At 71.8% G+C, this 24,336-nt stretch carries 22 protein-coding genes, 1 other RNA gene and 2 pseudogenes; 16 read left to right on the top strand and 9 right to left on the bottom strand.

Going from position 1 to position 24,336, the window contains the following annotated elements; genetic code table 11:
• Positions 1 to 15 precede the first annotated feature (15 nt).
• Positions 16 to 876 carry an SAM-dependent methyltransferase gene (locus tag IPQ09_08960; protein ID MBL0194330.1) on the top strand — a complete coding sequence of 287 codons (861 nt, stop codon included), beginning with the start codon at positions 16 to 18 and terminating at the stop codon, positions 874 to 876.
• A 219-nt stretch (positions 877 to 1,095) separates the two neighbouring features.
• Here the strand turns inward: IPQ09_08960 and IPQ09_08955 are convergent, their stop codons facing one another.
• Positions 1,096 to 2,361, bottom strand: coding sequence for a tryptophan 7-halogenase (locus IPQ09_08955; GenBank protein MBL0194329.1), 1,266 nt, complete (start codon positions 2,359 to 2,361; stop codon positions 1,096 to 1,098).
• Between the two features lie 116 nt (positions 2,362 to 2,477).
• Between IPQ09_08955 and IPQ09_08950 the strand changes: the two genes are divergently transcribed.
• Together IPQ09_08950 and IPQ09_08945 are read left to right on the top strand one after the other, a co-directional pair.
• Positions 2,478 to 3,719, top strand: a complete 1,242-nt coding sequence (locus tag IPQ09_08950) for a hypothetical protein (protein ID MBL0194328.1) — start codon at positions 2,478 to 2,480, stop codon at positions 3,717 to 3,719.
• A 145-nt stretch (positions 3,720 to 3,864) separates the two neighbouring features.
• Complete coding sequence (locus IPQ09_08945; GenBank protein ID MBL0194327.1) at positions 3,865 to 4,893, top strand: alpha/beta fold hydrolase; 1,029 nt, start codon at positions 3,865 to 3,867, stop codon at positions 4,891 to 4,893.
• 21 nt (positions 4,894 to 4,914) lie between these two features.
• Here IPQ09_08945 and IPQ09_08940 read toward each other — a convergent pair whose 3' ends face one another.
• Complete coding sequence (locus IPQ09_08940; GenBank protein MBL0194326.1) at positions 4,915 to 5,637, bottom strand: hypothetical protein; 723 nt, start codon at positions 5,635 to 5,637, stop codon at positions 4,915 to 4,917.
• Positions 5,638 to 5,742: 105 nt separating this feature from the next.
• Between IPQ09_08940 and IPQ09_08935 the strand changes: the two genes are divergently transcribed.
• From IPQ09_08935 to IPQ09_08905, 7 genes and pseudogenes are all read left to right on the top strand, one after another.
• The gene (locus IPQ09_08935; GenBank protein MBL0194325.1) at positions 5,743 to 7,419 is read left to right on the top strand and encodes an FAD-dependent oxidoreductase; all 1,677 of its coding nucleotides are present in this window, start codon (positions 5,743 to 5,745) and stop codon (positions 7,417 to 7,419) included.
• 61 nt (positions 7,420 to 7,480) lie between these two features.
• Complete coding sequence (locus IPQ09_08930) at positions 7,481 to 8,542, top strand: hypothetical protein (GenBank protein ID MBL0194324.1); 1,062 nt, start codon at positions 7,481 to 7,483, stop codon at positions 8,540 to 8,542.
• 13 nt (positions 8,543 to 8,555) lie between these two features.
• Positions 8,556 to 9,077, top strand: coding sequence for an HIT domain-containing protein (locus IPQ09_08925; protein MBL0194323.1), 522 nt, complete (start codon positions 8,556 to 8,558; stop codon positions 9,075 to 9,077).
• Positions 9,078 to 9,177: 100 nt separating this feature from the next.
• Positions 9,178 to 9,536, top strand: a transfer-messenger RNA (tmRNA) gene (gene ssrA, locus IPQ09_08920).
• A gap of 133 nt (positions 9,537 to 9,669) precedes the next feature.
• The gene (locus tag IPQ09_08915; GenBank protein MBL0194322.1) at positions 9,670 to 9,855 is read left to right on the top strand and encodes a hypothetical protein; all 186 of its coding nucleotides are present in this window, start codon (positions 9,670 to 9,672) and stop codon (positions 9,853 to 9,855) included.
• Positions 9,834 to 10,124 (top strand): hypothetical protein, encoded by a 291-nt coding sequence (locus IPQ09_08910; protein MBL0194321.1) that lies wholly within the window; start codon positions 9,834 to 9,836, stop codon positions 10,122 to 10,124. The genes IPQ09_08915 and IPQ09_08910 overlap by 22 nt, the downstream gene beginning before the upstream one ends.
• Positions 10,125 to 10,601: 477 nt before the next feature.
• Positions 10,602 to 11,065: pseudogene (locus tag IPQ09_08905) on the top strand (hypothetical protein).
• A 72-nt stretch (positions 11,066 to 11,137) separates the two neighbouring features.
• Here the strand turns inward: IPQ09_08905 and IPQ09_08900 are convergent.
• Positions 11,138 to 11,737 (bottom strand): YdeI/OmpD-associated family protein, encoded by a 600-nt coding sequence (locus IPQ09_08900; GenBank protein ID MBL0194320.1) that lies wholly within the window; start codon positions 11,735 to 11,737, stop codon positions 11,138 to 11,140.
• A 335-nt stretch (positions 11,738 to 12,072) separates the two neighbouring features.
• Here IPQ09_08900 and arr point away from each other — a divergent pair, with 335 nt between their 5' ends.
• Positions 12,073 to 12,516 carry an NAD(+)--rifampin ADP-ribosyltransferase gene (gene arr, locus IPQ09_08895; protein MBL0194319.1) on the top strand — a complete coding sequence of 148 codons (444 nt, stop codon included), beginning with the start codon at positions 12,073 to 12,075 and terminating at the stop codon, positions 12,514 to 12,516.
• A gap of 592 nt (positions 12,517 to 13,108) precedes the next feature.
• On the opposite strand, the gene IPQ09_08890 is transcribed toward arr, so the two are convergent.
• Positions 13,109 to 13,294: a hypothetical protein gene (locus IPQ09_08890; GenBank protein ID MBL0194318.1), complete on the bottom strand. Its 186-nt coding sequence runs from the start codon at positions 13,292 to 13,294 to the stop codon at positions 13,109 to 13,111.
• A 21-nt stretch (positions 13,295 to 13,315) separates the two neighbouring features.
• Positions 13,316 to 13,633 carry a hypothetical protein gene (locus tag IPQ09_08885; protein ID MBL0194317.1) on the bottom strand — a complete coding sequence of 106 codons (318 nt, stop codon included), beginning with the start codon at positions 13,631 to 13,633 and terminating at the stop codon, positions 13,316 to 13,318.
• Between the two features lie 107 nt (positions 13,634 to 13,740).
• On the opposite strand from IPQ09_08885, the gene IPQ09_08880 reads away from it, so the two are divergent.
• The 5 genes from IPQ09_08880 (at position 13,741) to IPQ09_08860 (ending at position 20,062) form a co-directional block, all read left to right on the top strand.
• Complete coding sequence (locus IPQ09_08880) at positions 13,741 to 14,064, top strand: hypothetical protein (protein MBL0194316.1); 324 nt, start codon at positions 13,741 to 13,743, stop codon at positions 14,062 to 14,064.
• A gap of 93 nt (positions 14,065 to 14,157) precedes the next feature.
• Positions 14,158 to 17,520: a hypothetical protein gene (locus IPQ09_08875; protein ID MBL0194315.1), complete on the top strand. Its 3,363-nt coding sequence runs from the start codon at positions 14,158 to 14,160 to the stop codon at positions 17,518 to 17,520.
• A gap of 91 nt (positions 17,521 to 17,611) precedes the next feature.
• Positions 17,612 to 17,998 (top strand): BlaI/MecI/CopY family transcriptional regulator, encoded by a 387-nt coding sequence (locus IPQ09_08870; GenBank protein MBL0194314.1) that lies wholly within the window; start codon positions 17,612 to 17,614, stop codon positions 17,996 to 17,998.
• A complete protein-coding gene (locus IPQ09_08865) occupies positions 17,988 to 18,809 on the top strand; it encodes a M56 family metallopeptidase (GenBank protein MBL0194313.1) in 822 nt (273 codons plus the stop codon). The genes IPQ09_08870 and IPQ09_08865 overlap by 11 nt, the downstream gene beginning before the upstream one ends.
• Positions 18,806 to 20,062, top strand: a complete 1,257-nt coding sequence (locus IPQ09_08860; GenBank protein MBL0194312.1) for a hypothetical protein — start codon at positions 18,806 to 18,808, stop codon at positions 20,060 to 20,062. The genes IPQ09_08865 and IPQ09_08860 overlap by 4 nt, the downstream gene beginning before the upstream one ends.
• A gap of 107 nt (positions 20,063 to 20,169) precedes the next feature.
• Here the strand turns inward: IPQ09_08860 and IPQ09_08855 are convergent, their stop codons facing one another.
• The 4 genes and pseudogenes from IPQ09_08855 to IPQ09_08840 form a co-directional block, all read right to left on the bottom strand.
• Positions 20,170 to 21,612: a protein kinase gene (locus IPQ09_08855; protein ID MBL0194311.1), complete on the bottom strand. Its 1,443-nt coding sequence runs from the start codon at positions 21,610 to 21,612 to the stop codon at positions 20,170 to 20,172.
• Positions 21,613 to 21,778: 166 nt separating this feature from the next.
• Positions 21,779 to 22,776 (bottom strand): annotated as a pseudogene (locus IPQ09_08850) (ABC transporter substrate-binding protein).
• Positions 22,777 to 22,803: 27 nt separating this feature from the next.
• On the bottom strand, positions 22,804 to 23,577 hold the full coding sequence (locus tag IPQ09_08845) for an ABC transporter permease (GenBank protein MBL0194310.1): 774 nt from the start codon (positions 23,575 to 23,577) through the stop codon (positions 22,804 to 22,806).
• A complete protein-coding gene (locus tag IPQ09_08840) occupies positions 23,574 to 24,299 on the bottom strand; it encodes an ABC transporter ATP-binding protein (protein MBL0194309.1) in 726 nt (241 codons plus the stop codon). Before IPQ09_08840 ends, IPQ09_08845 begins: the two co-directional genes overlap by 4 nt.
• Positions 24,300 to 24,336 lie beyond the last annotated feature (37 nt).

Genomic DNA, 24,336 nt, shown 5'->3' with positions numbered 1-24,336 from the left:
TGGTATGGAGCGCGGATGCGGCCCGGGTTCCCCAGCGTCACCGCCACGCTCGTCGCGTTCGCGCGCGGCGCGGCCTCGAGCCCGGGCATGGGCTCGCCACCGTTTCACGACGACCACGCTCGCGCGCTGCTGCCTTTCCCCGTGGGCGCCCTCGTCCCGCGCGTGGGAGCGCTCGGCGCGCGGGTGGCGCAGGGGTTTCTGCGGGCCGCCTCCCTCGGCCTCGTCGATCACCTGGCCATGCGCTCGCACGCGATCGACGCGGAGATCGCCGAGGCCATCGACGCCGGCGCCGAGCAGCTCGTGCTGCTTGGTGCGGGGCTCGACGCCCGCGCGCACCGCCTCCACGCCGTCCGCGACGTGCGGGTCTTCGAGGTCGATCACCCGGCGTCGCAGGCGTACAAGCGGAGCCGCGCCGCGGGGCTTCCGGTGAACGCGCGCGACCTCGTCTACGTGCCGCAGGACTTCGCGACCGACACGCTCGAGGCTGCGCTTGGGGGCGCCGGGCACGATCGCGCGCGGGTGACTGCGTGGGTGTGCGAGGGCGTCACGATGTACCTCGCGCCGGCCGAGACCCGCGCGCTGCTCGCGGCCGTGCGCGACCTGTCCGCGCCCGGCAGCCGGCTCGCGCTCACGTACATGGAGTCGGACAAGCACCCGCTGCCTCGCCCGCTGCGGGGCCTGGTCGATCTCCCGCTAAGGGCCTTCGGAGAGCCGTTCCGCGGCACGTGGAGCCGCCCCGAGATCGCGGCGCTCGCGGCGCGCGAGGGCTTCCGCGCGCTCTCCGACACGAGCTCTTTGGAGTGGGCGCGGCGCTTCGAGGGGCGCTCGGCCGCGCTCTTGCGGAGCGAGCGCTTGCTGGTCGCCGAGCGGGCGTAGCGGCCGACGCTCTCACCCGCTGCGCCGGAGCGGCGAGGGGCCCGCTCGTTGCGCACCCGTGCCGCGCGCGGGTCACGTCGAACGGGATCACGTTGAGGACCCCAAGTGAGCACGCGCAAGAAGAAGTGAGCACGCGCGCAAGACGAAGAGCCCACGCCCCCGACTCTCCTCACGCATCGCACCGGCGTACCGCGGCCTCGGGCGCCGCCGCGCCCAAGCTCACGCCCCGCCCTGCTTTGCTCCGCCACCTCGCACGCGCGCGAGCAGCCGGTCGAGCTCCGCGCGCGTGTCGCCGCGGACCAGTGGATTGTGTGTATTTTGCACGTTCCCGCCCAGCACCGACGTGATGTTGCGCACGGCACTGTCGGGCTTCGGGTCGTGGAAGAACAGCTCGGCGAGCTCGCCCGCGTACCACGCGCCCACGAAGGTGCGGAACACGCCCACCGCGCGCTGGAGGGGCGCCTCGTACTCGCCGGGCCAGTCGACGCGCTCGCCCGCGAGCTCGCGCGCCGCGAGGGCGGCCGCGAGGCTGCCGGACTCCATGGCGAACATGACGCCGCTCGAGAACACCGGATCGAGGAAGTCGCCCGCGTTGCCGGCGATGGCGAACCCCCGCCCCGCCAGCCGTGTAGTCCGCCGCGACCAGCCGCGCAGCACTCGCGTGGGCATGGCGGGTCGCGCCTGGGCGAGCCGCCTCGCCGCCACGGGCTCGGTGGCGATGAGCGACCAGACCTTCGCCGAGTCGGTGTCGCCCGAGGTCGCGAAGAGAGACTCTTCGGCCACCACGCCCACCGACGTGCGCCCGTTGGAGAAGGGGATGACCCACAGCCACGCGCCGCTCGGGTGGATGGTCACCCAGATGTCGCCGGCGGCCTCGCCTTCGGGCCGCAGATCGCCCTCCACGTGGAGGTAGCGCGCCGTGCGCGTGGGCAGGTCGGCCGGGGCGTCGAGCGACAGCGCCTTCGCGAGCACGCGCCCAGGCCCGCTCGCGTCGAGGACGAAGCGCGCCCGCACCTCGAGCTCGCGGCCCGTGAGGGCGTCGTGGAGCGAGAGCCTGGAGCGCCCTCGATCGCCACCGAGCTCGACCCCGGTCACCGAGACGCCGAAGCGCACGTCGGCGCCGAGCGCGAGCGCGCCCGTCGCGAGGGTCTGGTCGAAGTCGTCGCGTGGCACCTGGTAGGCGAAGGCGTAGTCACCGGGCAAGCTGCGCTCGAACGCGAAGCGCTGCACTTCGCCCCGGCGGAAGAACGTCGCGCCGCGCTTCACCTCGTACCCGCGCGCCTCGACCCGCTCGAGCAGCCCCGCGTCGCGCAGCAAGTCGAGGCACCTCGGGAGGAGCGACTCGCCCACCACGTGGCGGGGGAATGTGGCCTGCTCGAGCATCAGCACGGAGTGGCCCTGGCGCGCGAGCCGCGCCGCGGCCAAGCTGCCGGCGGGTCCGGCGCCGATGATCACGACGTCGACCTCGGTGGGGTAGGGGAGCACGCGCCGAGTATGGTCGGGGTCGTCGGCCCTTTCCACTGGCATCGCCGCCGCATCGCCTCGCGCGTGTGTCGTGGGCCGTCGTTGACGATCGCGTCGCGCGGCGCGACGCTCGAGGTATGTCCCACGCGCGCTCCGCTCGCCCGTTCGCTCTCGTCGCCGCGCTCGCGTGCGGGCCGACCACGCCGCCCGCTGCATCGGTCGCGCCCGCGGCGCCTCCGACCGCGTCGCGAGCCCCGTCGCGCGCGCGTTTCGCAGATGACGTGGCGCTGCTCCAGCGCCACGGCGAGGTCGTCGTGCTCGAGAGCCCCTCCGGTGGGCGAGTCGCCGTGTCGCCCACCTACCAGGCGCGGGTGATGACGAGCGCCGTCGGGCCCGACGACGAGAGCCTCGGCTTCGTGCACCGCGCGTTCATCGAGGCGGGCAAGGCCGGGACACAGTTCGACAACTACGGCGGCGAGGACCGCTTCTGGCTCGGGCCCGAGGGGGGCCAGTACGCGCTCTACTTCGCAAAGGGCGCGCCCTTCGGGTTCGGCTCGTGGCAGACGCCCGCGGCCTTCCAAGAGGGCGCGTGGGCGGCGTCGAGCCGCACGCCGAGCTCGCTCACGTTCAACCGAAAATTCTCGGTAGAGAGCCGCCTGGGGACCCGCTTCGACCTCGACGTCGCGCGGGAGCTCCGCGTGCTCGCCGCGGCCGACGTACAGCGCCACCTCGGCGTCGCGCCGGCGCCCTCCGTGCGGTGGGTGGCGTTCGAGTCGCGCAACGCCGTGACCAACGCGGGGCGCGCCGCGTGGACCGAGGCGACCGGCCTGATAAGCGTGTGGATCTTAGGCATGTTCGCGCCCGCACACGACGCGAAGGTGATCGTGCCCTTCAACGCCGCCGCGCAGGGCCCCCTCGTCAACGACGCCTACTTCGGCAAGGTGCCGCCGGAGCGGCTCTCGGCGCGGGGCGCGGCGCTGGTCTTCACCTGCGATGGCGAGTACCGGAGCAAGATCGGCCTCGGGCCCGCCCGCGCGCGCAGCGTGGCGGGCAGCTACAGCCCCGGCGCTCGCCTGCTCACGATCGTGCACTACGACAAGCCCGAGGGCGAGAAGCGATACGTGAACAGCATGTGGGAGGAGCAGCGCGAGCCCTTCGCCGGCGATGTGCTGAACAGCTACAACGACGGCCCACCCGCGCCCGGAAAGCCCGCGCTCGGCGGCTTCTACGAGCTCGAGACCAGCTCGCCCGCGGCCGCCCTCCGGCCGGGCGAGACCCTCACCCACACGCACCGCACCTTCCACTTCGTGGGCGAGGCCGCCGACCTCGAACCGATCGCCAAGGCGGTGCTCGGGGTGTCGCTCGCGGAGGTCCGATGAGCGCGGCGCGGGCGCGCGGGATCGCGATCGCCGCAGCAGCCCTCGTCACGCTCGTGGTCGCGCTCGGGCTCGCCGCGTGCGCCTCGCCGCCCGTCGCGCCCGCCGCCCCCGTCGCGCCCGCCGCGCCCGCCGCGGCGCCGGGGCAGTGTGCGCGGTCGGCCTCCGACCCTCCGCAGCAAGCCACCTCCCCAAGGCCGCCGCCGCGGCGCCGCCCGGCCAACGCCTCGCGAACCTCGGCGCGTGCCGGCTCGAGAGCGGCGAGACCCTCCGTGATTGTGTCGTGGGCTATCGCACCTACGGCACGCTCGACGCCACGCGCTCCAACGTGATCGTGTGGCCTACGTGGTTCTCCGGGCGCTCGGCGGCCGTGGGCGCGTTCGCGCGGGACAAGCTCATCGATACGGGGAAATACCACCTCATCGTGGTCGACGCGCTCGCCGACGGCGTGTCCACCTCGCCGTCGAATAGCCCCTCTCAGGCGCGCCTATCGTATCCGAAGATCGGCATACGCGACATGGTGGAGAGCCAGCACCGCCTGCTCGTCGAGCACCTCGGAATACGGCACGTGCGGGCCGTGGCGGGCGTCTCGATGGGCGGGATGTTGGCCTTCCAGTGGGCGGTGTCGCACCCCGACTTCATGGACGCCATCGTGCCCATCGTGGGCAGTCCGCGGCTCACGTCGCACGACCTGCTCTTGTGGAGCGCAGAGCTCCACGCCCTCGAGGCCGACACCGCCTACGCCCAGGGAAACTACCCGGGAGCGCCCATTCTGCGCGCGGTGCTCGACATCCACCAGCTCGCCCTCACGACCCCGGCTTACCGCTCGCGCGAGACGAGCCGCGAGCGCTTCCCGGTGTGGCTCGCCGAGGCCGAGGCCGATCCCGGCTTCGACTGGAACGACTGGCGGCGGCAGCTCGAGGCGATGCTCGCGCACGACGTCACGGCGCCGCTCGGCGGCTCGATGGACGAGGTGGCCAAGCGCGTGCGCGCGCGCGCCCTCGTCGTCGTCGCGGAGAACGACCATGCGGTGAACCCGGGGCCGGCGCTCGAGCTCGCCGGAAAGCTCGGCGCCGCGACCTTCGTGCTGAAGAGCCCGTGCGCGCACCTCGCGCCGGGCTGCGAGGAGGCCCCGGCGCTCCGCGCGGCGATCGACGCGTTCCTCTCGGCGCGCTAACTTGACGCGAGCGTCCCGCGCTCACCGCAGGAAGCGTGGCGGCCCGAGGAGCGTGAGCGAGCCGCGCGCGAACCGCTCGGCGTAGGCCGCGATGCGCTCCTTCTGCGCTTCGCTGAGAAACACCGCGCCCGAGCCGCGGCTGTAGCTCATGAGGTTGTCCTGCTCGGTCGTGTGCGGGTTGCCGAAGAAGTGCCCGAGCTCGTGCGCGAGCACGCTGGGCTTCGCGATGGCCGAGAGCGCGATGTACCGCCGGCGCGTGACCCGGTGCGTCCAGCACACGCCCATACGCATACGCATACGCAAGCCGTTCACCCCGGGCGGCTCGTCCACGTCGCGCAGCGACGCGACCAGGAACACGTGGATGAGGCGGGGCTCGCCGGGCGCCTCCACGATCGCGTCGCCGAGCGCGTCGCGATCCTCGCGGGTCTCGAGCGCCTCCTGCGCGATCGGGCCGCGGCGCCGCTCGGTCCAGCGAAAGTGAACGCCGACCCCAGGTTGAAGCGCGCCGAAGAGGGCCTCCGCCGAGGCGATCTGGGCGTCGATCCACGCGTCGTCGCGCACCGGCTCGCCGTTCGGCTCGGCGACGTGGAGCGCGAGACCAAACGTGCGGTCCTCGGCCCGCGCCGGGGTCGCGCCGAGCGTGACCGCCGCGACCGCCGCGGCCGCCGTGACCGCGCGCGCGCGACGGAGCGCCGTCGCCGCTGTCCCCGCCGTACTCTGCCGGTCTGCGACGCCGCGCGACATTCCGGCAGCGTAGCACCCGTCGCCAAAGGCCCGCCGCCCGGGCGTCGCCCGGCGATCAGCACTTGTTCGCCCGCGCGCTTGGCACTATTCCCACAACGGGTCTTCATGCCGTCCCTTCGAAAGAGCAACTTCGCGCGCCTCGACGGCGAGGTCTTCGACGTGCTCGTGATCGGCGGCGGCATCAACGGCGCCGTGGCGGCCTCGTGCCTCACCGTGCGCGGCGCCGAGGTCGCGTTCATCGACCGCGGCGACTTCGCGGGCTTCACCAGCCAGCAGTCGTCGAACCTCGCGTGGGGTGGCATCAAGTACATGGAAACGTTCGAGTTTGGGCTCGTGCTCAAGCTCTGCGCTTCCCGCAACCAGCTCATCCGCGCCTACCCCTCGACGGTGCAGGAGATCCGCTTCTACACGACCCACAAGAAGGGCTTTCGTCACGGCCTGTGGAAGCTGGTCGCGGGCACGTGGCTCTACTGGCTCATCGGGCGGTTCTTCACGAAGACCCCGCGCCTGCTCTCGCGCGAGCGCATCGCCGCCGAGGAGCCCATCGTGAACCTCGACGGCACCGACGGCGGCTTCGAGTACTCCGACGCCTACCTGCACGACAACGACGCGCGCTTCGTGTGGAACTTCGTGCGCACCGCGCTCGATCACGGCTGCGCCGCGGCGAACTACGTCGAGGCCGTAGGGAGCGAGCGCGTGGGCGACCTGTGGGAGACCCGGGTGCGCGACCTCGAGACCGGCGCCGAGAAGGTCGTGCGCTCGCGGGTGGTGGTGAACGCGTGCGGCCCCTTCGTCGACGAGGTCAACGCGAAGAACGGCGTCACGACCGGGCACCGCCACGTGTTCTCGAAGGGCATCCACCTCATCGTGCGGAAGCTCACGCACGGGGGCCGCGTGCTCACGTTCTTCGCCGACGACGGGCGCCTCTTCTTCGTCATCCCCATGGGCGTGCGCACGTGCATCGGCACGACCGACACGCGCGTCACCTCGCCGCACGCCCACGTGACGGCGGAGGACCGCGCGTTCGTGCTCTCGAACATCAACAAGCGCCTGAACCTCCCTGAGCCGCTCACGGAGGCCGACATCGTGGCCGAGCGCTGCGGGGTGCGCCCGCTCGTGGTCGAGAGCGCCGGCGGCGACACCACAGACTGGCTCCAGCTCTCGCGCAAGCACGCGATCGAGATCGACAGCGCCAAGCGGCACATCTCGATCTACGGGGGCAAGCTCACCGACTGCTTGAACGTGGGCGAGGAAATCGCGGCCGCGTGCCAGCAGCTCGGCGTCACGCTCCGCTACCCCGAGCACGTCTGGTACGGCGAGCCCAGCGGTGAGGTGCGCGACACCTTCTTCCACCAGGCGGAGCTGATGGAGCTCGACGAGCTCACGTCGCCGTCGTCGTCCGAGAAGCTCACCACGCGCCTGTGGCGGCGCTACGGGGCCGCCGCGCTCCCCATGCTCGAGGACATTCGCCGCGATCCGCGCATGGCCGAGGTGCTCATCGAGAACGCCGAGTACCTCCGCTGCGAGATCGAGCACGCCGCGAGGCGCGAGATGATCGTGCGCCTCGAGGACTTCCTCCGGCGCCGCTCGAAGATCTCGCTCGTCGTCAGTCACGAGACCCTCCGCGAGGCCGCGGGCCTGAAGGAGGCGTGCGAGATCCTCTTCGGCGCCGCGGCGGGCGCGCGCATCGACGAGTATTTCGCGAGCGTCGAATCCACGAGAGCGCGCGACGAGGCCGAGGACTCCGCGCCCGCGCCCGCGCCCGCGAGCGCGCCCGCGTAACGTCAAGCAGGTTGACCAGCGGCCCCGTTGCGGCCCGGGGAGGGATCGCGCATCGTGGGGCATGCGCAGGATCGGCCGTCGCCCTTTTCTCCTCTCGGGGCTCGCCCTCGCGGCGTGCGGCGGGTCGGTCGCGAACACGCCCGACGCCTCGACCTTCGACGCCGGGGCGCCCGCGCCGCCACCCACGCCCTCCTCGCCGCCCAGCTTCCCGCCGAGCGGCCTCGACGCGGCCCCGCCGCCGCCGCCCGAGGAGTGCGGCGACAAGAACCCCTCGGCCGGCCTCGCGGCGCTCACCGGCCTCGCGCAGGCAGAGCCCACGCTCCCGCGCCTCTACTCGTTCACCACGAAGGCGCAGGCCGACGGGCTGCGGCGCGGCGATCCGTTGTTTTCGAAGACCACGACCGACTCGGGCCACCGCGGCTACTTGTTCGACGTGCTCGAGGCGCGCGCGAAGACCGGCGACTCGGTGGCCTCGCTGCTCGCGGGGCCGCGCTTCGAGACCGGGCGCTTCGCGTGGCCCTTCCTCGCGGGCACCCGCGTGTCGCCCGAGCGCTACGGCGACGAGATCGTCGCCTTCACGTTCAAGCCCGACGCCCTGTTCGTGACGGTGTCGGCCCAGCAGCGGGCCTATGCCTTCTATGACGCGCGCGGCGCGAGGGTGCCGGACGCCACGGCGCTCGCGGCGCCCGAGCGGCTCGCGGCGTTCCTGTTCATGAACGACTCGATGGCCGTCATGGACTCCGTCGGGAATCCGTTCAGCTGCGGCGGAACGATCGACGTGGGGCTCGTTTATCGCGAGTTTTACCTGGGAAACCTCGGGATGATCGCCGAGTGGAGCCTCGGCACGCAGGCCATCGTGGATCGCCTCGCGGCCGAGGTGAGCGATCTGCGGTCCCTCGCGCGGGATCTCGACTGCTCCAAGGGGGCACTCGGGCCGAGCTGCGTCACCGTGCTTCGGAAGTGGATGCGCGTCGGCACCACGCGCGCCGACAAGCTCATCGCGTCGATGGCCTTCGCCACGCCCTTCGGCCGCAGCGGCCTGCGCCCCGCCGACCTCACCCGGCTCGCCGACGATCTCGACAAGCTCCGCTTCCTCCCGAGCCCGCTCGTCGTCACTCCGTGAAGAGGACCCGGGCGTGAGGACCCTCACGAAGGACGAGGCGCTCGCGGCGCTCGCCGAGGGGCGCGCTACGCTGGCGGCGCGGTTCGGCGGGTGCGTGATGTGCGCCCTCGCGGCCCGCGCGCTCACCCCCGGCCTCTTCGTGCGCGAGAGCGAGCACGCGGTCTGCGTGCTCGACGCGTACGCCGCGCGCCCGCGCCACCTGCTCGTGGTGGCGAAGCGCCACCTGACGACCCTCCGCGAGGTGCCGTGGGAGGTGCACGCCGACCTGTCGCGCCTCGCGTGGGAGGGCGCGCGCGTGCTCGAGGCGCGGGGCGCCAAACGCGTGTACATTGCACAGTTGGGCTCGCCGGTGGATCTGCCCACGAGCTACGCGCACGCGCACGTCCACGTGGTGCCGGTCGACGAGGTCGACGAGCGCGCGCGGCCGGCTGTGGTGTTCTCGTGGTCCTCCGGCGTGGTCGTGTACGAGCCGGGGGAGGGCGAGCGCCTCGCGGCCGAGCTGGGCGCGGCGCTCGAGGCCGAGGCCGAACGCTGAGGTGCCGCACGCGGGAGCGCGAAGAGCCACCCGCTCGCCGCGGTCGTCCTTGCGGGCGAGGCCTCGGGGCCCTACACTCGTGGCTCACTTCAAGTTCGACGGGGGCGATCGGTTTCGACGGAGATGACGACTTCCTAGCTGCGTGCCGTGGGTCTCGTGAACCACGTAAATCCTCATGGGGACGTTAATTGCGAACGACAACGCAATCGCTCTCGCCGCCTAAAAAACGGTAGAGCCGTCCGACCCGAAGCCCGTCAGAGCTTCGGCGAGGGCGTCATCGATCTGACTAGCCAAAGCCCGGGTTGCCGGGGCCTACGGCGAAAATAAGCAGGCAAATTGGCTCGGAGAAAGGCTGCTGGCCGTCGCGCTCCGGGGTGAAATTAAACGACCAGATACGCACGTAGAAGCAGCAAGCGCGTGATTTTTCGGACCCGGGTTCGATTCCCGGCGCCTCCACAATGATTCCGGGCACTTGAGCCCCACTTGGGCCGGAAGGTGGCCAAGCGGGGCAATCTGCGACCTGGTTCCGCGCACTTGCGAGCGGTGCGGGAAGGCGCCCCTCGCGCCGGAGGCGCCCGCATGGCCTCGCGGTATGGGTCCCGCCCTCAAAGCCGCGCCGCTCGTCGCCTCACGTGAGACGGCCGAAGAGATCCGCGAAGACGAAGTGTCGGCACCGACCACGGCGGCGGCGGGCGTCGAGGCGGCGGGCATCGACGTGTCCGCGGAAGACCTTCGACGCTGGGCGGAGACCGGCGAATGGCCCGAATCGTTCGCCTGACGCTTCGCTTCCGGGAGCGAATGACGCCGTGCGGCGTCCGGTCCGGTTCGCCAGAGTCCGCGGCCATCGGCGCCACCCTCGCGCACCTCTCGGACGCGGCCACGCTCCCGGGCATGCTCGACGCGATCGCCGTCGTTCCGCCGACGGGTCAAGCGCTCGTGCGGCGCGTGCCCGGGCGGAACCTGTGGCCGTGGTTCCAGGTCGACGGCGACGACGAAGTGGTGCGCGTCGTCAATCTCACCCGGACGCCTCCGGTCCCGCGCGCGTAGGCCGGCCGGAGACGCGTCGAGGGAGACCGGGCGCCCAACCAACCCCAGGGGCACGCCAGCGGAGGCCCGTACGGGGCAACGTCGCGCGGTTCACTTGCCGCCCCGCTTCCCGATCGGCGTCACGTTGCCGCCGCTATCGCCCTGGGGGCTGGCGACGCTTGCGTCTTCCACGCGTGGTCGATCCACCGAGCCACGTATCGACGCACGCCACTACGACGCACGCTCGACTCTCTCTACGCGTTTGGCGGTCTGCCGATCCGGCACTGGACGGTGCCGAACGGGTGAGGTCGGAGGTCGGATTCCCGGCGCCTGGCCGCCTGAAGCTCAGGCCGTCCGACGAGGCGCGTCCCTCGTACTTGAGGACCAGCGTGTCCTCCGCGAGCTGCCGGCTGTCGCGCGCGAACGAGGTCGTCAGCGATTCGGGGTCAGGCCTGCTCGCCTTGGAGGCGCGCCAACGAGCGGGTGATCACGAGCGCCATCGCACCGAGGCTGCCGCATCATCGCCTGCTCGCCAGGTGGGCCGCAGCCTGCGCGGAGCACGTCCTCCCGCTCTTCGCCGCCAGGGCCCCGGACGACGACCGGCCCCGCCGCGCCATCGAGGTCGTCCGGGCGTGGGCGAGGGGCGAGGCCACGGTGGGCATGGCGCGGGAGGCTTCGCCGCACACGCAGCGGCCAGGAGCGCATCCGACGCCACCGCCCGCGAGGTGGCCCGCGCGGCAGGCCACGCCGCCGCCACGGCGCACATGGCGGATCACGAGCTGGGCGCTGCCCGCTTCGCCATCCTCGCGGTGCGCCTCGCGTCTCCCGCTCCGGAGGCCGCGGCGGCGGGCGTGCGCGAGTGCCAGTGGCAGCGCGCCAACCTCCCGGCCGAGATCCGGGAGCTGGTCCTCTCGGATCAGGGGCTTCGCGACAAGCGACTCGGCTCGGTCTTCACCGGCTGATCCGCGGTACGCGGCGCGGGGCTCTGCGTAGAGGACCCGGCGCGCCCTCGGAGGGCCGCCGACCTGAAGCGTCTACTGCGCCTTTTGCGGATAGATGGTCTCGCCGCGCGCCAGCATCGCCACGAAGGTTTGGATCTTCACGGCGCGCGCCGACGCGGTCTTCACGCTGCGCGTGCGATACGCGAGCGCGTACACGTTCTGCTTCGTGAGTTGCTCGAACGTCGCGAGCGCCTCCGGCACGGCCTTGATGGCCGCCGCGAGGTCCTCGGGGATGGTCATCTGACTGCTCGGGGCATAAGCCGAATCCCAGCGCCCGTCCGCCTTGGCGGCCTCGACGTGTCGCTGGCCGTGCTCCGTCATCCGCCCGGCGGTGATGAGGCGCGCGACGTGGGCGCGGTTGACTTGGCTCCACACGCTCCGCGGCTTGCGAGGGGTAAAGCGCTGCAGGAACGAGGCCTCGTCGAACGACTTCTTCAGGCCGTCGATCCAGCCCCAACACAGCGCGACGTCCAGCGCCTCCGCGTAGGTCACCGTGGGGAGCCCAGAGCCCTTCTTGTGGATCTTCAGCCACAGCTCGCGCTCGCTCGCGTGGTGCGTGGCGAGCCACGCCTCGAACGCGGGCCCGTCCTCGAAGCTGCGGACGCGTTGGGGATCGGGAATGACCGGCGCCATCGAAGCCCTTCTTACCATTCGCGAAGGTCGCGCGGGGGCTCGCGGCGCGCAGGGCTGTCGCCGCGCGCTCGGTGGGGCCGCCGGCGCTACCAGCGCGAGGACGCCGCGCCCCAGCCGCCGTGCGTGGTCACTCGACCCGCGATCCACGTGTAGACGGCGCCGTCCAGGCGCGCCCAGAAGTCCTTGTTGGTCGTCGGGTTGAAGCGCGTCTCGGTGCCCACGAGCTTGTGGGTCCCTTCGATGAAGAGCGGCCCGCCGGAGTCGCCGCCGTCGGTGACATGCTTGGTCTTGAGATCGAGCGCGCGGCCCCGGCGACTCGCGTAACGTCGCGGCCAATGACGACGCTGCCACCAGAGCCGTTCCAGGTGTGGACGGATAGCCTCGGCGCGCCGGGGTACCTCCACGGCACGAAGGCCGCCTTGACGCCGGGCGACCTGATCCGGCCCGGTCACGCCTCGAACTACGGCGAGAGGAAGAACGCGGCCTTCGTGTACCTGACCGCCACCCTGGACGCCGCGACGTGGGGCGCAGAGCTCGCCGTCGGAGGCGAACCGGGCCGGATCTACATCGTCGAGCCGACCGGGCCGATCGAGGACGATCCCAACCTCACGGACAGGAAGTTCCCAGGCAACCCGACGAGGTCGTACCGCACGCGGGCCCCGCTCCGAGTCATCGGCGAGCTCGCCGAGTGGAAGGGACACGCGCCCGCGCAGCTGCAGGCCATGAAGGACGGCCTGGCGCGTCTGGCGGAGCAGGGCATCGAAGCCATCGAGGAGTGAGCGACCCCGCGCGATGCGCGATGGCATGGCGCCTTGTCTCTGTCTCGCCCCCACGCTTCGCCGGTCGATAAGTCAGCTCGGCGAGCGGGTTCGCCGCGGCGCGTGATTCCGCGCGTGCCGGCAGATCCGAAGTGCCGCATACTGCGCGGATGCAAAGACGCGCGGTGTCGACGGTCATTCGTGGGGTGGCGCTGGCTGTCCTCGGCGCGGGGTGTGGGTCGGTCGGATCAACGTCCGACGGCGGCACCTCCGACGGCGGTACGTCCGAGGGCGGAACACCCGGCGGCCCCTGCCGGCCCCCCGCCACCTTCGAAGACGTGCGCCTCCCCGTCGCGGTCGACTACATCGGCGCGAGGAGGGAGGCCATTGACGCGACGACGCCCCAAGGCGACGGCGGCCCACTCCCGGACGCGGGCCTCGTGGCGCAATGGAAAGCGAGCCAGAGCGAGGGTGCGGGCACACCGTGCGGAACGGCGACGGACCCCGCGAAGTGCCAAGCCGCCCTCGCGGCGCTGCGCATCTTGCCCGAGCCCGCCGATCCCGCGTCGTGTCGCCAGAATCAGGCTGGGCCGCCGGAGGGGTGTCTGACGTCCTACATCGTGTTCACGCGGGGAGACACGGTCGGCAAGGCGTCGACGCTCGCCGAGGCGAAGGCGCTCTTTGGACCGATCGACACCCCGGGCGAGGCGTGGCTCATGTCTCGCTTCTTCGGAGGCGGCAGTCCGCTCTGCAGCACCAAGTACCCGAACCTCGTGCCGCGCGCGACCGCGACGGCCACGGGCTACGACCTGTCGTTCCCTTACGCGAACTGCTTCGTCGAGGAGGAGGTCTCGGTGAAGGTCGCCACGGACGGCACCGTGACCCCGGTCGCGCGAAAATCGCTGCCCGCGGATCCGTGCGCGATCGGCCGGCGCCCCGAGGGGCTCGTCGCCCAGCCGGACGCCGCGGGCGCGCCCTCCGTGGGGCGCTTCTTCGCGCGCGCGGCCGAGCTCGAGGGCGCGAGCGTCGTCTCCTTCCGGAGGCTCGCGGGGGAGCTCGCGCGCGCCGGGGCGCCGCAGCGCCTCGTTCGTCGCGCGAAGCGCGCCGCTCGGGACGAGGTGCGGCACGCACGCGTCACCGCGCGGCTCGCGCGCCGCCACGGGGTCTCGCCTCTCCGTCCCCGCGTCGAGGGCGTCGGGGCTCGCGGTCTCGAGGCCCTCGCGCGAGAACGCGGTCGAGGGGTGCGTGCGCGAGACCTACGGCGCCGTCGTCGCGCATGTGCAGGCGACGCGTGCGCAGGACCCCACGATCCGCGCCGCGATGTCCGCGATCGCCGCGGACGAGACCCGCCACGCGGAGCTGTCGTGGCGCCTGCACCGGTGGTCGCTCCGGAACCTCACCGGGACCCAGCGCGACGACGTCCGTCGGGCGATGACCGAGGCCGTGTCGGCGCTTCGGGCGGAGCTTCGTGTCGCGCCGGAGGCCGAGCTCGCGAAGCGAGCGGGGGTGCCGTCTCCCGCGCTCGCCGCGTCCCTCATGGACGAGCTCGAGCGCACGATCTGGGCCTAAGTTTGCGCGCGTCCAAGCGTTCGCCTCGGCTCGGCGGTGCGCGCCGCCGCGCCGCGAGCTGCGATGACTCGCGTCTTCGCGGTAGAGTGGGCCATGGTCGACACGCCTTCGGACGACGGCGCCGAGCGGCGAGGGGGGCCCACGCAGGCGGCTACGGCGCGGGCCGTCGTCGCGGACGCGAGGCTCGTGCGCCGCGTGGTGAAGCGCTATCGGGGAATCACGGGCATGGGCCTCCAGGTCCCGCACGGGCACGTGATCGTCCTGCCGCGCGCCGCCCTCGAGGGCCTCGTCCGTCTCGAGGACCTCGGCGTCGCCGAGCTCCCGGAGAGCGTGATCCTCGTCGCCCGGCCAGACCTCCCGGAGCTCGATCGAGCCCCTGCCGTTTGGCGGGCGGCGTTCCATGGCCACGTGCACGCCGAGCTCGAGAGCCGCGTGCGAAGCGGCGCGCTGGGGAGCGCGGAGCTCAAGGCGAAGATTGACCAAATCGGTCAGACCGAGTTCGACGAAATACGCGCCGTCCTCGAGGGCGAGCACCTCCTGTTTTCGCCAGGGGACGACGCGGAGGCCTATATCGAGTTTGCCGCCTTCTTCCTCGAGCTGCGGCACTTCGCGGCCCAAGACCTCGCGAAGTATTTCCCCACCCTCGAGGACACGGCGCGTGTCGAAGCTGCGCTCGCCCTCGAGCTCGACGCGGCCGCGCTGCTCGCCCGCTCGCGTCCCGCGGGGGCGCCGCCCGCACCGCGCGATGAGCGCGACGGCGAGCCTCGTCGGCAGAGCGGCCGGGTGCTCGCCGGGGACGCTCGCGCGGCGGCCCAAGCCGGGGCGCGCGTCGGGGTGCTCCGGGCGCTCGCCGAACGCGTCAGGAGCGACGGGAACCACGCACGCGCCGCGATCTTGCAGCTCCAGCTGGATACTCCCGAAGCGCGCGCGGGCGCGACCGCCGACCTCTCGACCCTCGCGGCTCGCCTCGTGGCCGCGCTCCGACCCGAGCACGACGACCCGGCGGAGCAGGCGGGCCCGGCGGGCCCCATAGCGGCGGAGTGGGAGCGCACCCTCGCGCCGCTCGCCGAGCGGGCGGCGGGCGCATGGTCACCGCGGTCGCTCGAGGCGAGGGTCCTCTTCGACCTCCAGAAGGCCTGCGTGGAGCATGAGCGCGAGCGCCGCGCGGTCGACGTGATCACCTGGGTGACGTCCGGCTTTCGACGCCGGATCGTGCGTCCGCTGCCGATGGCCACGCGCGTCAGGATCGCGCGCCGCCTCCATCACGCGTTCGTGACCTCGCACCGCGCCGAGATCGGGGCGGGCGACAGGCGCGACCTGGAGACGACCTTTCGCTCGGCCGTCTCCCGCGCTCGAACGAACGTGGAGCGCTCGGTCCTCCCTGTCCTCACAGCGGTGCTCGACGAGGTCGGCTTGCGCCCCTCCAACGTGCCGGAGGAGGTCGCGCGAGAGAAGCTCTGCGCGGAGATCTTGGACCAGATCTTGGAACGGGGATTCCTGGGGCTGTCAGAGCTTCGCGACGCGCTCTCTCGGAGCAACCTCAAGATGGGGAATCTCACCCTCGCCGCCTTGACCGGCGGGGACGCGCTGCTCCGCGCGGATCGGCAGCTGTCGCTTCGCCTCGATGGCGTGTACCGACCCGGCGAGGTCTATCTTCGGGGGCTGCAGAAGGCGAGCGGAGTGGCCTTTGGTACCTCTCTTGGCCGCAAGATCACGTTGCACGCCGTCATCCCCCTGCTCGCGGCGTTCGTCTTCCTCGAAGCTCTCCAGCACCTGGCCCACGGGATAGGCAAGAAAGTCGGTCATCCGCACGTTCCGATTCGCACCACCCTCTCAATGGCCGTGGTGGCGCTCATCGTCTATGGACTGCTTCACAGTCTCCCCTTTCGGCGGGCCGCGCTCGGCGCGCTGTCCTCTGCGGGCTCCGCGGTGCGGACCGTCTTCGTGGGCATTCCCTCGTGGGTCCTCAGCCGCCCCGTCGTGAAGGCCTTCCTTCGCAGCGCGCCCTTCGCGCTCTTCTCGCGGTTGGTGCTGAAGCCGCTCGTCCTCGGGGCGCCCGGTTTCCTGTTCGCCCGGCGTCACGGTCTCGCCGCTCCGGGCAGCGCGGCGGCGGCCGGTGGCGTCTTCGTCGTCGCGGCGCTCTTCTTCGGGACCCCGTTCGGCGCGCGGATGGAGGAGTCGGCGAGCGACCTCGTCCTGCGCGGCATTGGTAACCTTCGGCGCCACGTGATCCCAGGGCTCGTCGCGCTCGCGCTCGATGTCTCTCGGCGCGCCGTCGAGCGCGTGGAGCGGGGCATCTACACGGTCGACGAGTGGCTCACCTTCCGGGACGGGCAGGGCACCCTCGCCGTCGTCATGAAGGGCGCGTTCGGGCTCGTGTGGTTCTTCGTGACCTACCTCGTGCGTGTGTACGTGAACCTGCTCATCGAGCCGCAGGTGAACCCGATCAAACATTTTCCGGTCGTCACGGTCTCGCACAAGATCTTGCTCCCGATGGCCCCGACCCTCCTCGAGGCGATGCGGACGCCCCTCGTCCCTCTCGGGGCCGTCGTGGCGAACACCGTCGCGGGCACCACGGTGTTCCTGCTGCCCGGCGTCTTCGGCTTCTTGGTGTGGGAGCTCAAAGAGAACTGGAAGCTCTACGCACACAATCGCGCCGAGTCGCTCGAGCCTGTTCGGATTGGCCATCACGGCGAGACGATGAACGGCTTGCTCGTGGTCGGCTTTCACTCGGGCACGGTCCCGAAGCTCTTCGCGAAGCTGAGGCTCGCGGCGCGACGTGGGGCGCGCTCGGTGAACGCGCACCGAGAGGGAGTCCGCGAGGTCGAGCGCGGTCTCACGACGTTCGTCGAGCGTGAGCTCGCGGGGCTCCTGCGTCGTGTCCGGCGGTGGACCTCGGGCGAGGTCCTCGTGCACGCGGTGAGGGTCGGATCGAACCGAATCCGCGTCGGCCTCGAGCTGCGCGCGTCGCCCCATGAACAGGGTGAGCGGGAAGCCAGCGACGTGGCGTGGCTTCACTTCGAGGAGCAGTCGGGCTGGCTCGTCGCGAGCGTGGGCGAGCCGGGCTTCTTCGCGGTCCTTTCGCCCGAACAGCGGGCGATCATGGAGACGGTCTTGTCTGGGCTCTACAAGCTCGCGGCGGTCGATCTCGTGCGCGAGCAGATCGAGGCGCTCATCGGAGAGGGGGCCCGCTATGACATCGCGGACGAGGGGCTCATCGTCTGGCCCGAGGAGGGCTTTCGGACGGAGCTCGTCTACGATCTCCGTGGCACCGGCTCTCTCGCGCCGGTCGTGAGGGGGGGCCGCGCGGAGGGCGAGCACCCGAGCGTGACCGCGGAGGAGCTCGTCTTCGCACGCCAGCCCATTCGCTGGGAGGCCTGGGTGAGGGCGATCGAGGGAGACAGCGAGCGCGTGCTGCAGGGACCCTCCGTGCTCTCGGCCCGACCTCGAGCCTGAGCGGGCGATGGCCTGCGCGCTGGATGGCGCCCACCTTCTACACGTGTAGTTGACTCATTCTACAGATGTAGTAGTAGACGCTGAACCCAACATGACGTCGACGCTGGGTGAGCAAGAGCACGAGATCCTCTCCGCCGTTTGGCAGCTTGGCACGTGCACCGTGCGCGAGGTGCACGAGCGAGTCGGCGTGCCACGAGGGCTCGCCTACACGACCATCTCGACCGTCCTCGATCGGCTCCACAAGAAGGGGTTCGTGACCCGCGAGCGGGACGGCAGGGCGCTCGTGTTTCGACCTGCGAGGCCGGAACGCGCCGTGGAGCGCTCACGCGTTCGCGACCTGGTGAGCCGCATCTTCGGAGGCGATCCCGAGCCCGCGGTGGCCAGGCTCGTCGACGCGGTCGAGACGTACGATCCCGCCCTGCTCGACCGTCTCGCCGAGGAGATCGCCGCCCGCCGGAGGAGTCGTCGTGGATCGTGACGAAGTCGCGGAGCTGCTCATCGTCCTCCTGAGCGGCGCGCTCATATGGCTCTTCGGGGCGCTCGTGCCCACTCCGCCGGATGCGGGGGAGCGAGTCGCGTGGCGCCGTCTCTGGCTTCCAGCGCTGCCCGCGTCGCTGCCGTTGTTCGTCCTGCTCGGCTTTGCGGTCGCCGATCCCGAGGGCCCGCAGGGATTGAACGTCACGCGCCTCATCGCCGCGGTGCCTTTTGGACTCGTATGGCTACGCGCGGGCGTGCGGGCCGTCCTCGCGGTGTTCGCCGAGGTCGAGGGGCCGGCGCTGACCGTCGGTCTGTTCCGTCCCACGGTCAAGCTCAGCGCGGAGCTGCTCGCGATGCTGCGCCCCGGCGAGCTCCGTGCCGTGATGGCTCACGAGGAGGCGCACGTCCGTCACTGCGATCCGCGCTGGATCTGGATCGTGCAGCTCCTGACGGATCTCCAATGGCCCTTCTCTCGCCCACGACTCCGACAGCGCGCCTGGCTCGCGGCGCTCGAGCTCGCGCGCGATGACGAGGCCGTCCAGGACCCGAACGTCGACGCGGCCGACCTCGCGAGCGCCCTCGTCAAGGCGGCGAGCCTTGCCCAGGGGCGGACCAGGGCGGGGGCGGCCCTGGCAGACGACGCGACGCTCCTCGAGATCCGTGTCCGCCGGTTGCTCTCCCCACCGGCGCCGCACCCCGAGGGGCGCCGTTCGTTCCTGGCGCCCTTCGCGGTGAGCCTCGCGATCGCCGCGTTCGTCTTCGGGGTCGTCGCGTCCGCGCCGTACGTCGCGATCCTCGCGGGAAGCCCATGAAGCGTCCACTCCTCCTCGCGTGTGGACTCGCCTCGCTGATGTACGCGACCCCCGCGGGGGCTGACCTCGACCCGTCCGCCACCTACGCGATCGAGACCCTGCGGAGCGAAGGTCTGGAGAAGACCGAGCCAGAGACGATCAGCGAGCTGCTGCCGAGGCCGCTGCCTTCGTCGTTCACTGGCGCCGAGCTCGTCGAGCTGCGGCGACGTATCAAGAACCTCGCGCTCTTCGACCAGGTCGAGGTCGACCACACGGGCACGACGCTGCTCGTCCGCGTCCGCAGGAAGTTCACCCTCTCACCGATCTTCGATCTCTCCACGGGCAAGACGCTGGCCGACTCGAAGCTCACGCTCGGTGCGATTCAGCATGACGTGGACGGCCACGGGACGCGCCTGGGTGGAAAGGCGAGCTACAGTGAGCGAGGCCTCAACTTCATCCTCTGGCTCCACGAGCACCCGTACCGCCCGCGCAGCTGGGCGCGCGAGCAGGAGATCTACTACGCAGGCTCCGGCTTCCGTTTCGAGGGTGCGGACGCGCAACACACGTGGCAGCGAAACCGCCTGGGCGCGGAGGTGGAGTTTCTCTCGCCCTCGTTCTACACGACGAAGTGGCGATACGAGTTTCAGCTGAACGCCTATCAAGAGACCCTCACCGGCGCGTCCGGGCCCTCGCAGCCACGCGACGGCACCTACCTCGGTACGACGAGCGAGCTTGTCTATGACCGGTATACCTGGAACGACCTCACTCCCCGGGGCTTCCGCGCGGCGCTCGAGCTGCGGCCCGGCATCTTCGTCGGACCGGCCGAACCTCGGCATGAGCTCAGGGCCAAGGCGATCGCGGGGCTGCCGCTGGGGAACAAGACCGTTCTCATGCTCAATGCGAGCGCGAGCGCGGTGAACGGCGGGAACCCGAACCACAGCGCCCTGCTCGGCAGCCAGGCGGGCGTGCGAGGTCTGCCCGACTCGCTCTACCGGAATCGGTCGCAGGCGTATGCCAACCTGGAGGTTCGACACGCCATCGAGATCGCGCGCCGCTGGTACGTGCAAGGCGTGCTGTTTACGGACGCGGCGGTGTTCGAGCCGATGGACGCGCGCGGAGCCTCCACCCCGGCGATGACGGCGTGGTCGACCGGCGCCGGCCTGCGCCTCCTCCCGACAGCGCTCGTCGACACCCTGCTGCGCGTCGACGTCGCACGGATCCATCACCCGATCGCGACCTGGTTCGCGCAGTTCGGGATCACCCAGCACTTCTAACTAATTCAGTCTCATAGATGGGCGCGATAGGTCTTCACGACCGTCTCCGACGCTGAGCCGCGCCGATCTTCGCTCGGCGGGGCGCAACGGCGCCGTGACGGTGAGCTTCACTCGCCGTGGCGCGACAGCCCGGGCCCGCGCGGCGCGGAGGCCGAGGGGGCGGGCGCCGTAGGGCCGGGAGCGGAAGACGCCGCGTGGGGCGGCGCCGAAGCCGAGGGGGCCGGCTTCGCGGTCGTTGCGTGCGAGGGGACGAGCGCGCGCCCCGCGCTCCCCGGTGTTGTCGCGACGCTCACAGGCGCCGACGCGGTCGCCGGTGGCGGCGTGGCGGTCAGGGGCGCCAAGCTGGGTGGAGGGGACGGGAGGCTCACCGCCGCGGTCGCCGCGCCTGTCCCCGCGGCGTGCGGATCGGGGCCTGCGCCGCCGGGTGCCTGCCGCGACGAATGAAACGCCCAGGCCGAGAACGCCGCCGCGCCAAAGGAGACGACCAGCAGGCCAAGCGCGACCCGGCTCAAGGTCCGCCGAGAGGAGAACCCGGTGCTGCGTCCTGGCACGGAGCGCTCGGTCGCCGCTTCCCCGAGCGGGTCCACTTTCGCGAGGGAAACTTGGGCGAACAGCGCGCCCCCGGTCGTGCCGAGGATCTGCGCGACGGTCGCGGCGCGCGCTTCGGAGCCCGGGGGCCCGTAAGGGGCGAGCGCAGCCGCGAGGGCGCTCACGTCAGGCCATCGACGGCCGGGCTCCTTCTCGAAGCAGCGCGCGACGACGTCGGCGAGGCCGCGCGGGGCGTCGGGGCGGAGCGCCTGAAGGTCGTGGGGAGCGCCCGAGAGAATGAGCGACGCGACCTCGAAGACCGACGCGCTCTCGAAGGGCACGCGGCGTGTCAGGAGCTCGAAGAACACGACGCCGAGCGACCACACGTCGGAGCGGGGATCGACGTTCTTCGCCGCGCGCACCTGCTCCGGCGACATGTACTCGGGTGAGCCGAAGCTCTCGGCCGTCGCCGTCATCGGGCTCGCGCCGCCGATCTCCTTGGCGATCCCGAAATCGAGGACCTTGAGGCAGGGCGCGCCGTCGGCCTTCGTGGTGAGGAACAGGTTCGCGGGCTTCAGGTCGCGATGAACGATGCCCGCGGCGTGCGCGTGGGCGACACCCTCGCAGGCCTGGAGCAGCAGGTCGACCGCCGTCGGGATGTCGAGCGAGGTGCCGCGATGGAGGACCTCGTGCAGGCTCTTCCCCTGCAGGTACTCCATGACGAGGAACGGGAAGCCCGCGGGGTGGCGGCCCGCGTCGAAGACCCTCGCCACGTGCTCGCTCGTGAGGCGGGCGGTCGCCCTGCCTTCGCGCAGGAAGCGCTCCACGAGCCGCTCGTCCTCCGCGAGCTCGGGCAACATCACCTTCAGCGCGAACTGCTTCCCCAGCTGCGGGTGCTTCACGAGGATGACCGCGCCCATGCCTCCGCGCCCCAGCTCGCGCTCCACGATGTACCGATCGGCGAACGTCGACCCCGGCTCGATGAAGTCGCTGATCGACAGCTTCGAAAGCGCGGCAAGCATGACGGGGGGAAGGATGGCACGCGCGAGCCGGCACCGCCCAGGCTTTGTTGTGCCGCGCAGGCCCTCCACGGGGTCCGTTCGCTCACATTCGTCGCGCGCGCCGGCGCCACGTTTGCGCGCTCAGCGCGGTCGCACGACGCGCAGCGGCGTGCCTCTCGACGGGCTGCTACGGCGCGGCGACGATCGCGAAGTATTCGGCGGCCGGGAGCGCCTTCGGGACGACGCCGAGGTCGGCGAGCTGAGACGCGAGCGTGGCCCAGCGGGCCTCGGTCATGACGCCGAGGCCGGCCTTCGCGGTCTCCGCGGTCTCGATGAGCGGGCGCTGCGCGGCCGCGGCCGCGGCGAACGTCTCGGCGTCCATCGCGGTGTTCAGGCGCTGCATCACCGCGTTCGCCGGGGCCGGGTCCTTCAAGTAGGCGCGCCAGCCCTCGGCGGAGGCGGCGACGAAGGCCCGGACGAGCGGCAGCTTCTCCTTCAGCATCGCGCCCCGCGTGACGAGGATGTTCGTGTACGGGTTGAAGCCGGCGTCGGCTCCGAGGAACACCTGCGGGGTCTCGCCCTTCTTCTTCACCGCGAGCGGCTCCGAGGTCACGTAGCACTGCTGCGCATAGGTCGGATCAGCCAGGAACTTGGCGATGCCCCCGTCGTACGGCACGAGCTTCGCTCCGGCGAACCCGAACTTCTTCTTCAGGTACATCCCGAAGGGGAGCCCGGCTCGAGCACGAGGGTGCCGGACTTGAGGTCGGCCAGCGACGCGAGGTACTTGCCCGCGTGCACCATGATGCCCTGCGGCGAGGTCTGGAACGTGCCGAAGACGGCGACGAGGTCCGCGCCTCGCGAGCGCGCGAGGACCACGTCGTCGGCGCCCGCCACCGCGAAGTCGGCCTGGCCGCTCGCGACGAGCTGCACGACCGGCGAGCCAGGCCCGCCGCCGAGGATGTCGACGTCGAGTCCGGCACGCGCGTAGGCGCCGCTCTCTCTCGCGGCGTAGAGCCCACCGAATTCGGGCTCGGGGACCCAGTTCAGCTGGACCTTTACCCTCGTCACCCGCGCGGCGTCGGAGCCCGCGGCGTGTCCCTGAGGGTCCGGCTTCGAGCCGCCCTTGCAGCCGAGCAGGACGAGCGGCATGGCGGCGAGGAGCCCGAGGGCGAGGCGGCGGCGCATACCCACCTACATACCCGATCAGCGCGCTCAGCGCGCGGGCGCGCACCAGCGACGCAGGAGGCCATGCGACACCAGCGAGACCGCCCCGAGCATCGCCATGCCGAGCAGCGAGGAGCAGCCCACCGCCGCGAACAGGAGGTCGGTGCGGAGCTGTCGGTACGAGGTCATGACGAGGATGCCGAGCCCTGGGCTCCCCTCGGAGAAGCCGGCGACGAACTCGCCGACGATCGCGCCGATCACCGCGAGGCCGCACGCGACGCGGAGACCCGTGGCGATCTGTGGGGCTGCCCCGGGCAGCTCGAGCTTCACGAGCACTTGAAAGCGAGAGGCCCGATAGAGCGCGAACAGCGCGCGGAGCGAGGGGTCCACAGCTCGTACGCCTGCGAGCGAGCTCGTGATCACGGGGAAGACCGAGACGATGAACGCCGAGGCCGCGACGGCGCGCGAGCCCACGCCGCACCAGAGCACGAGCAGCGGGGCGATCGCGACGATCGGGACGGTCTGGAGGATCACGGCGTAGGGGTAGAGGCCGCGCTCGATCGTGCGCGAGGAGGCGAGGAGGAAGCCGAACGCGACGCCGAGCACGGCGCTCGCGACGAAGCCGGCCAGCGCGGCCGCCGCTGTGGTGGCCGTCGCCGCCGCGAGCACCGAGGCCTCGCTGACCAGCGCGCGCGCCACGGCGCTCGGCGGCGGGAGGAGGTACGCGGGGATCGCGAGCCCGCGCGCCGCGCCCTCCCACAGCGCGAGGCCCACCGCCGCGGCGAGGAGCGGTGGGAGCACGACGCGCGTCGCTCGCGTCACGCGCCCTCGTCGAGCGCGGCGAGGAGCCTCGCGGCCTCGCGCGCGAAGGCGGGCTCGCCGCGGAGGGCGGCCGTACGCTCTGGCGGTAGGTCGATCGCGGCGTCGTGGAGCACCCGCGCGGGTCGACCGGAGAGCACGACGGCGCGCTCCGCGAGGAACGTCGCCTCGAAGATCGCGTGCGTCACGAACAGGGCCGTGAAGCGGTGCTCGCGCCAGAGCGCGAGGAGGCGCTCGTCGAGGCGCTGGCGGGTGAGCTCATCGAGCGCCGCGAACGGCTCGTCCATGAGCAACAGGCGAGGCCGCGTGACGAGCGCCCGCGCGATCGACGCGCGCATGCGCATGCCGCCCGAGAGCGCGGCCGGGTAGCGCGTCGCCGCGTCCGCGAGCTCCACCTGCTCCAGCGCGGCTGCCACCGCCGCCTCGCGCTCGGAGCGCGGCACACCGCGCAGCTCGAGCGGCAGCCCCACGTTCTCGGCCACCGTGCGCCACGGCATGAGGTGCGCGTCCTGGAACACGTAGGCGATGGCGCGCGCGTGGTCCGGGTCGAGCCGTACGGTCCCTTCGTCGGGCGCGTCGAGCCCGGCGATGATGCGGAGCAAGGTCGACTTGCCGCAGCCGGAGGGGCCGATGAGCGCCACGAAGCTGCCCTCCTCGATGGCGAGGTCGACGCCGTCGAGAGCGGTGACCGTCGCGCGCGTGGCGAGAGTGCCCCCGCCCGTCACGAAGCGCCGGTGCACCCCGCGTATGTCGATGGCCGTG

This window comes from Myxococcales bacterium, from assembly GCA_016720545.1.
Lineage (GTDB): Bacteria > Myxococcota_A > Polyangia > Polyangiales > Polyangiaceae > JAAFHV01.
Note: the sequence above shows the minus strand (reverse complement) of the source record. Positions and strands in the feature narration are given on the sequence as shown.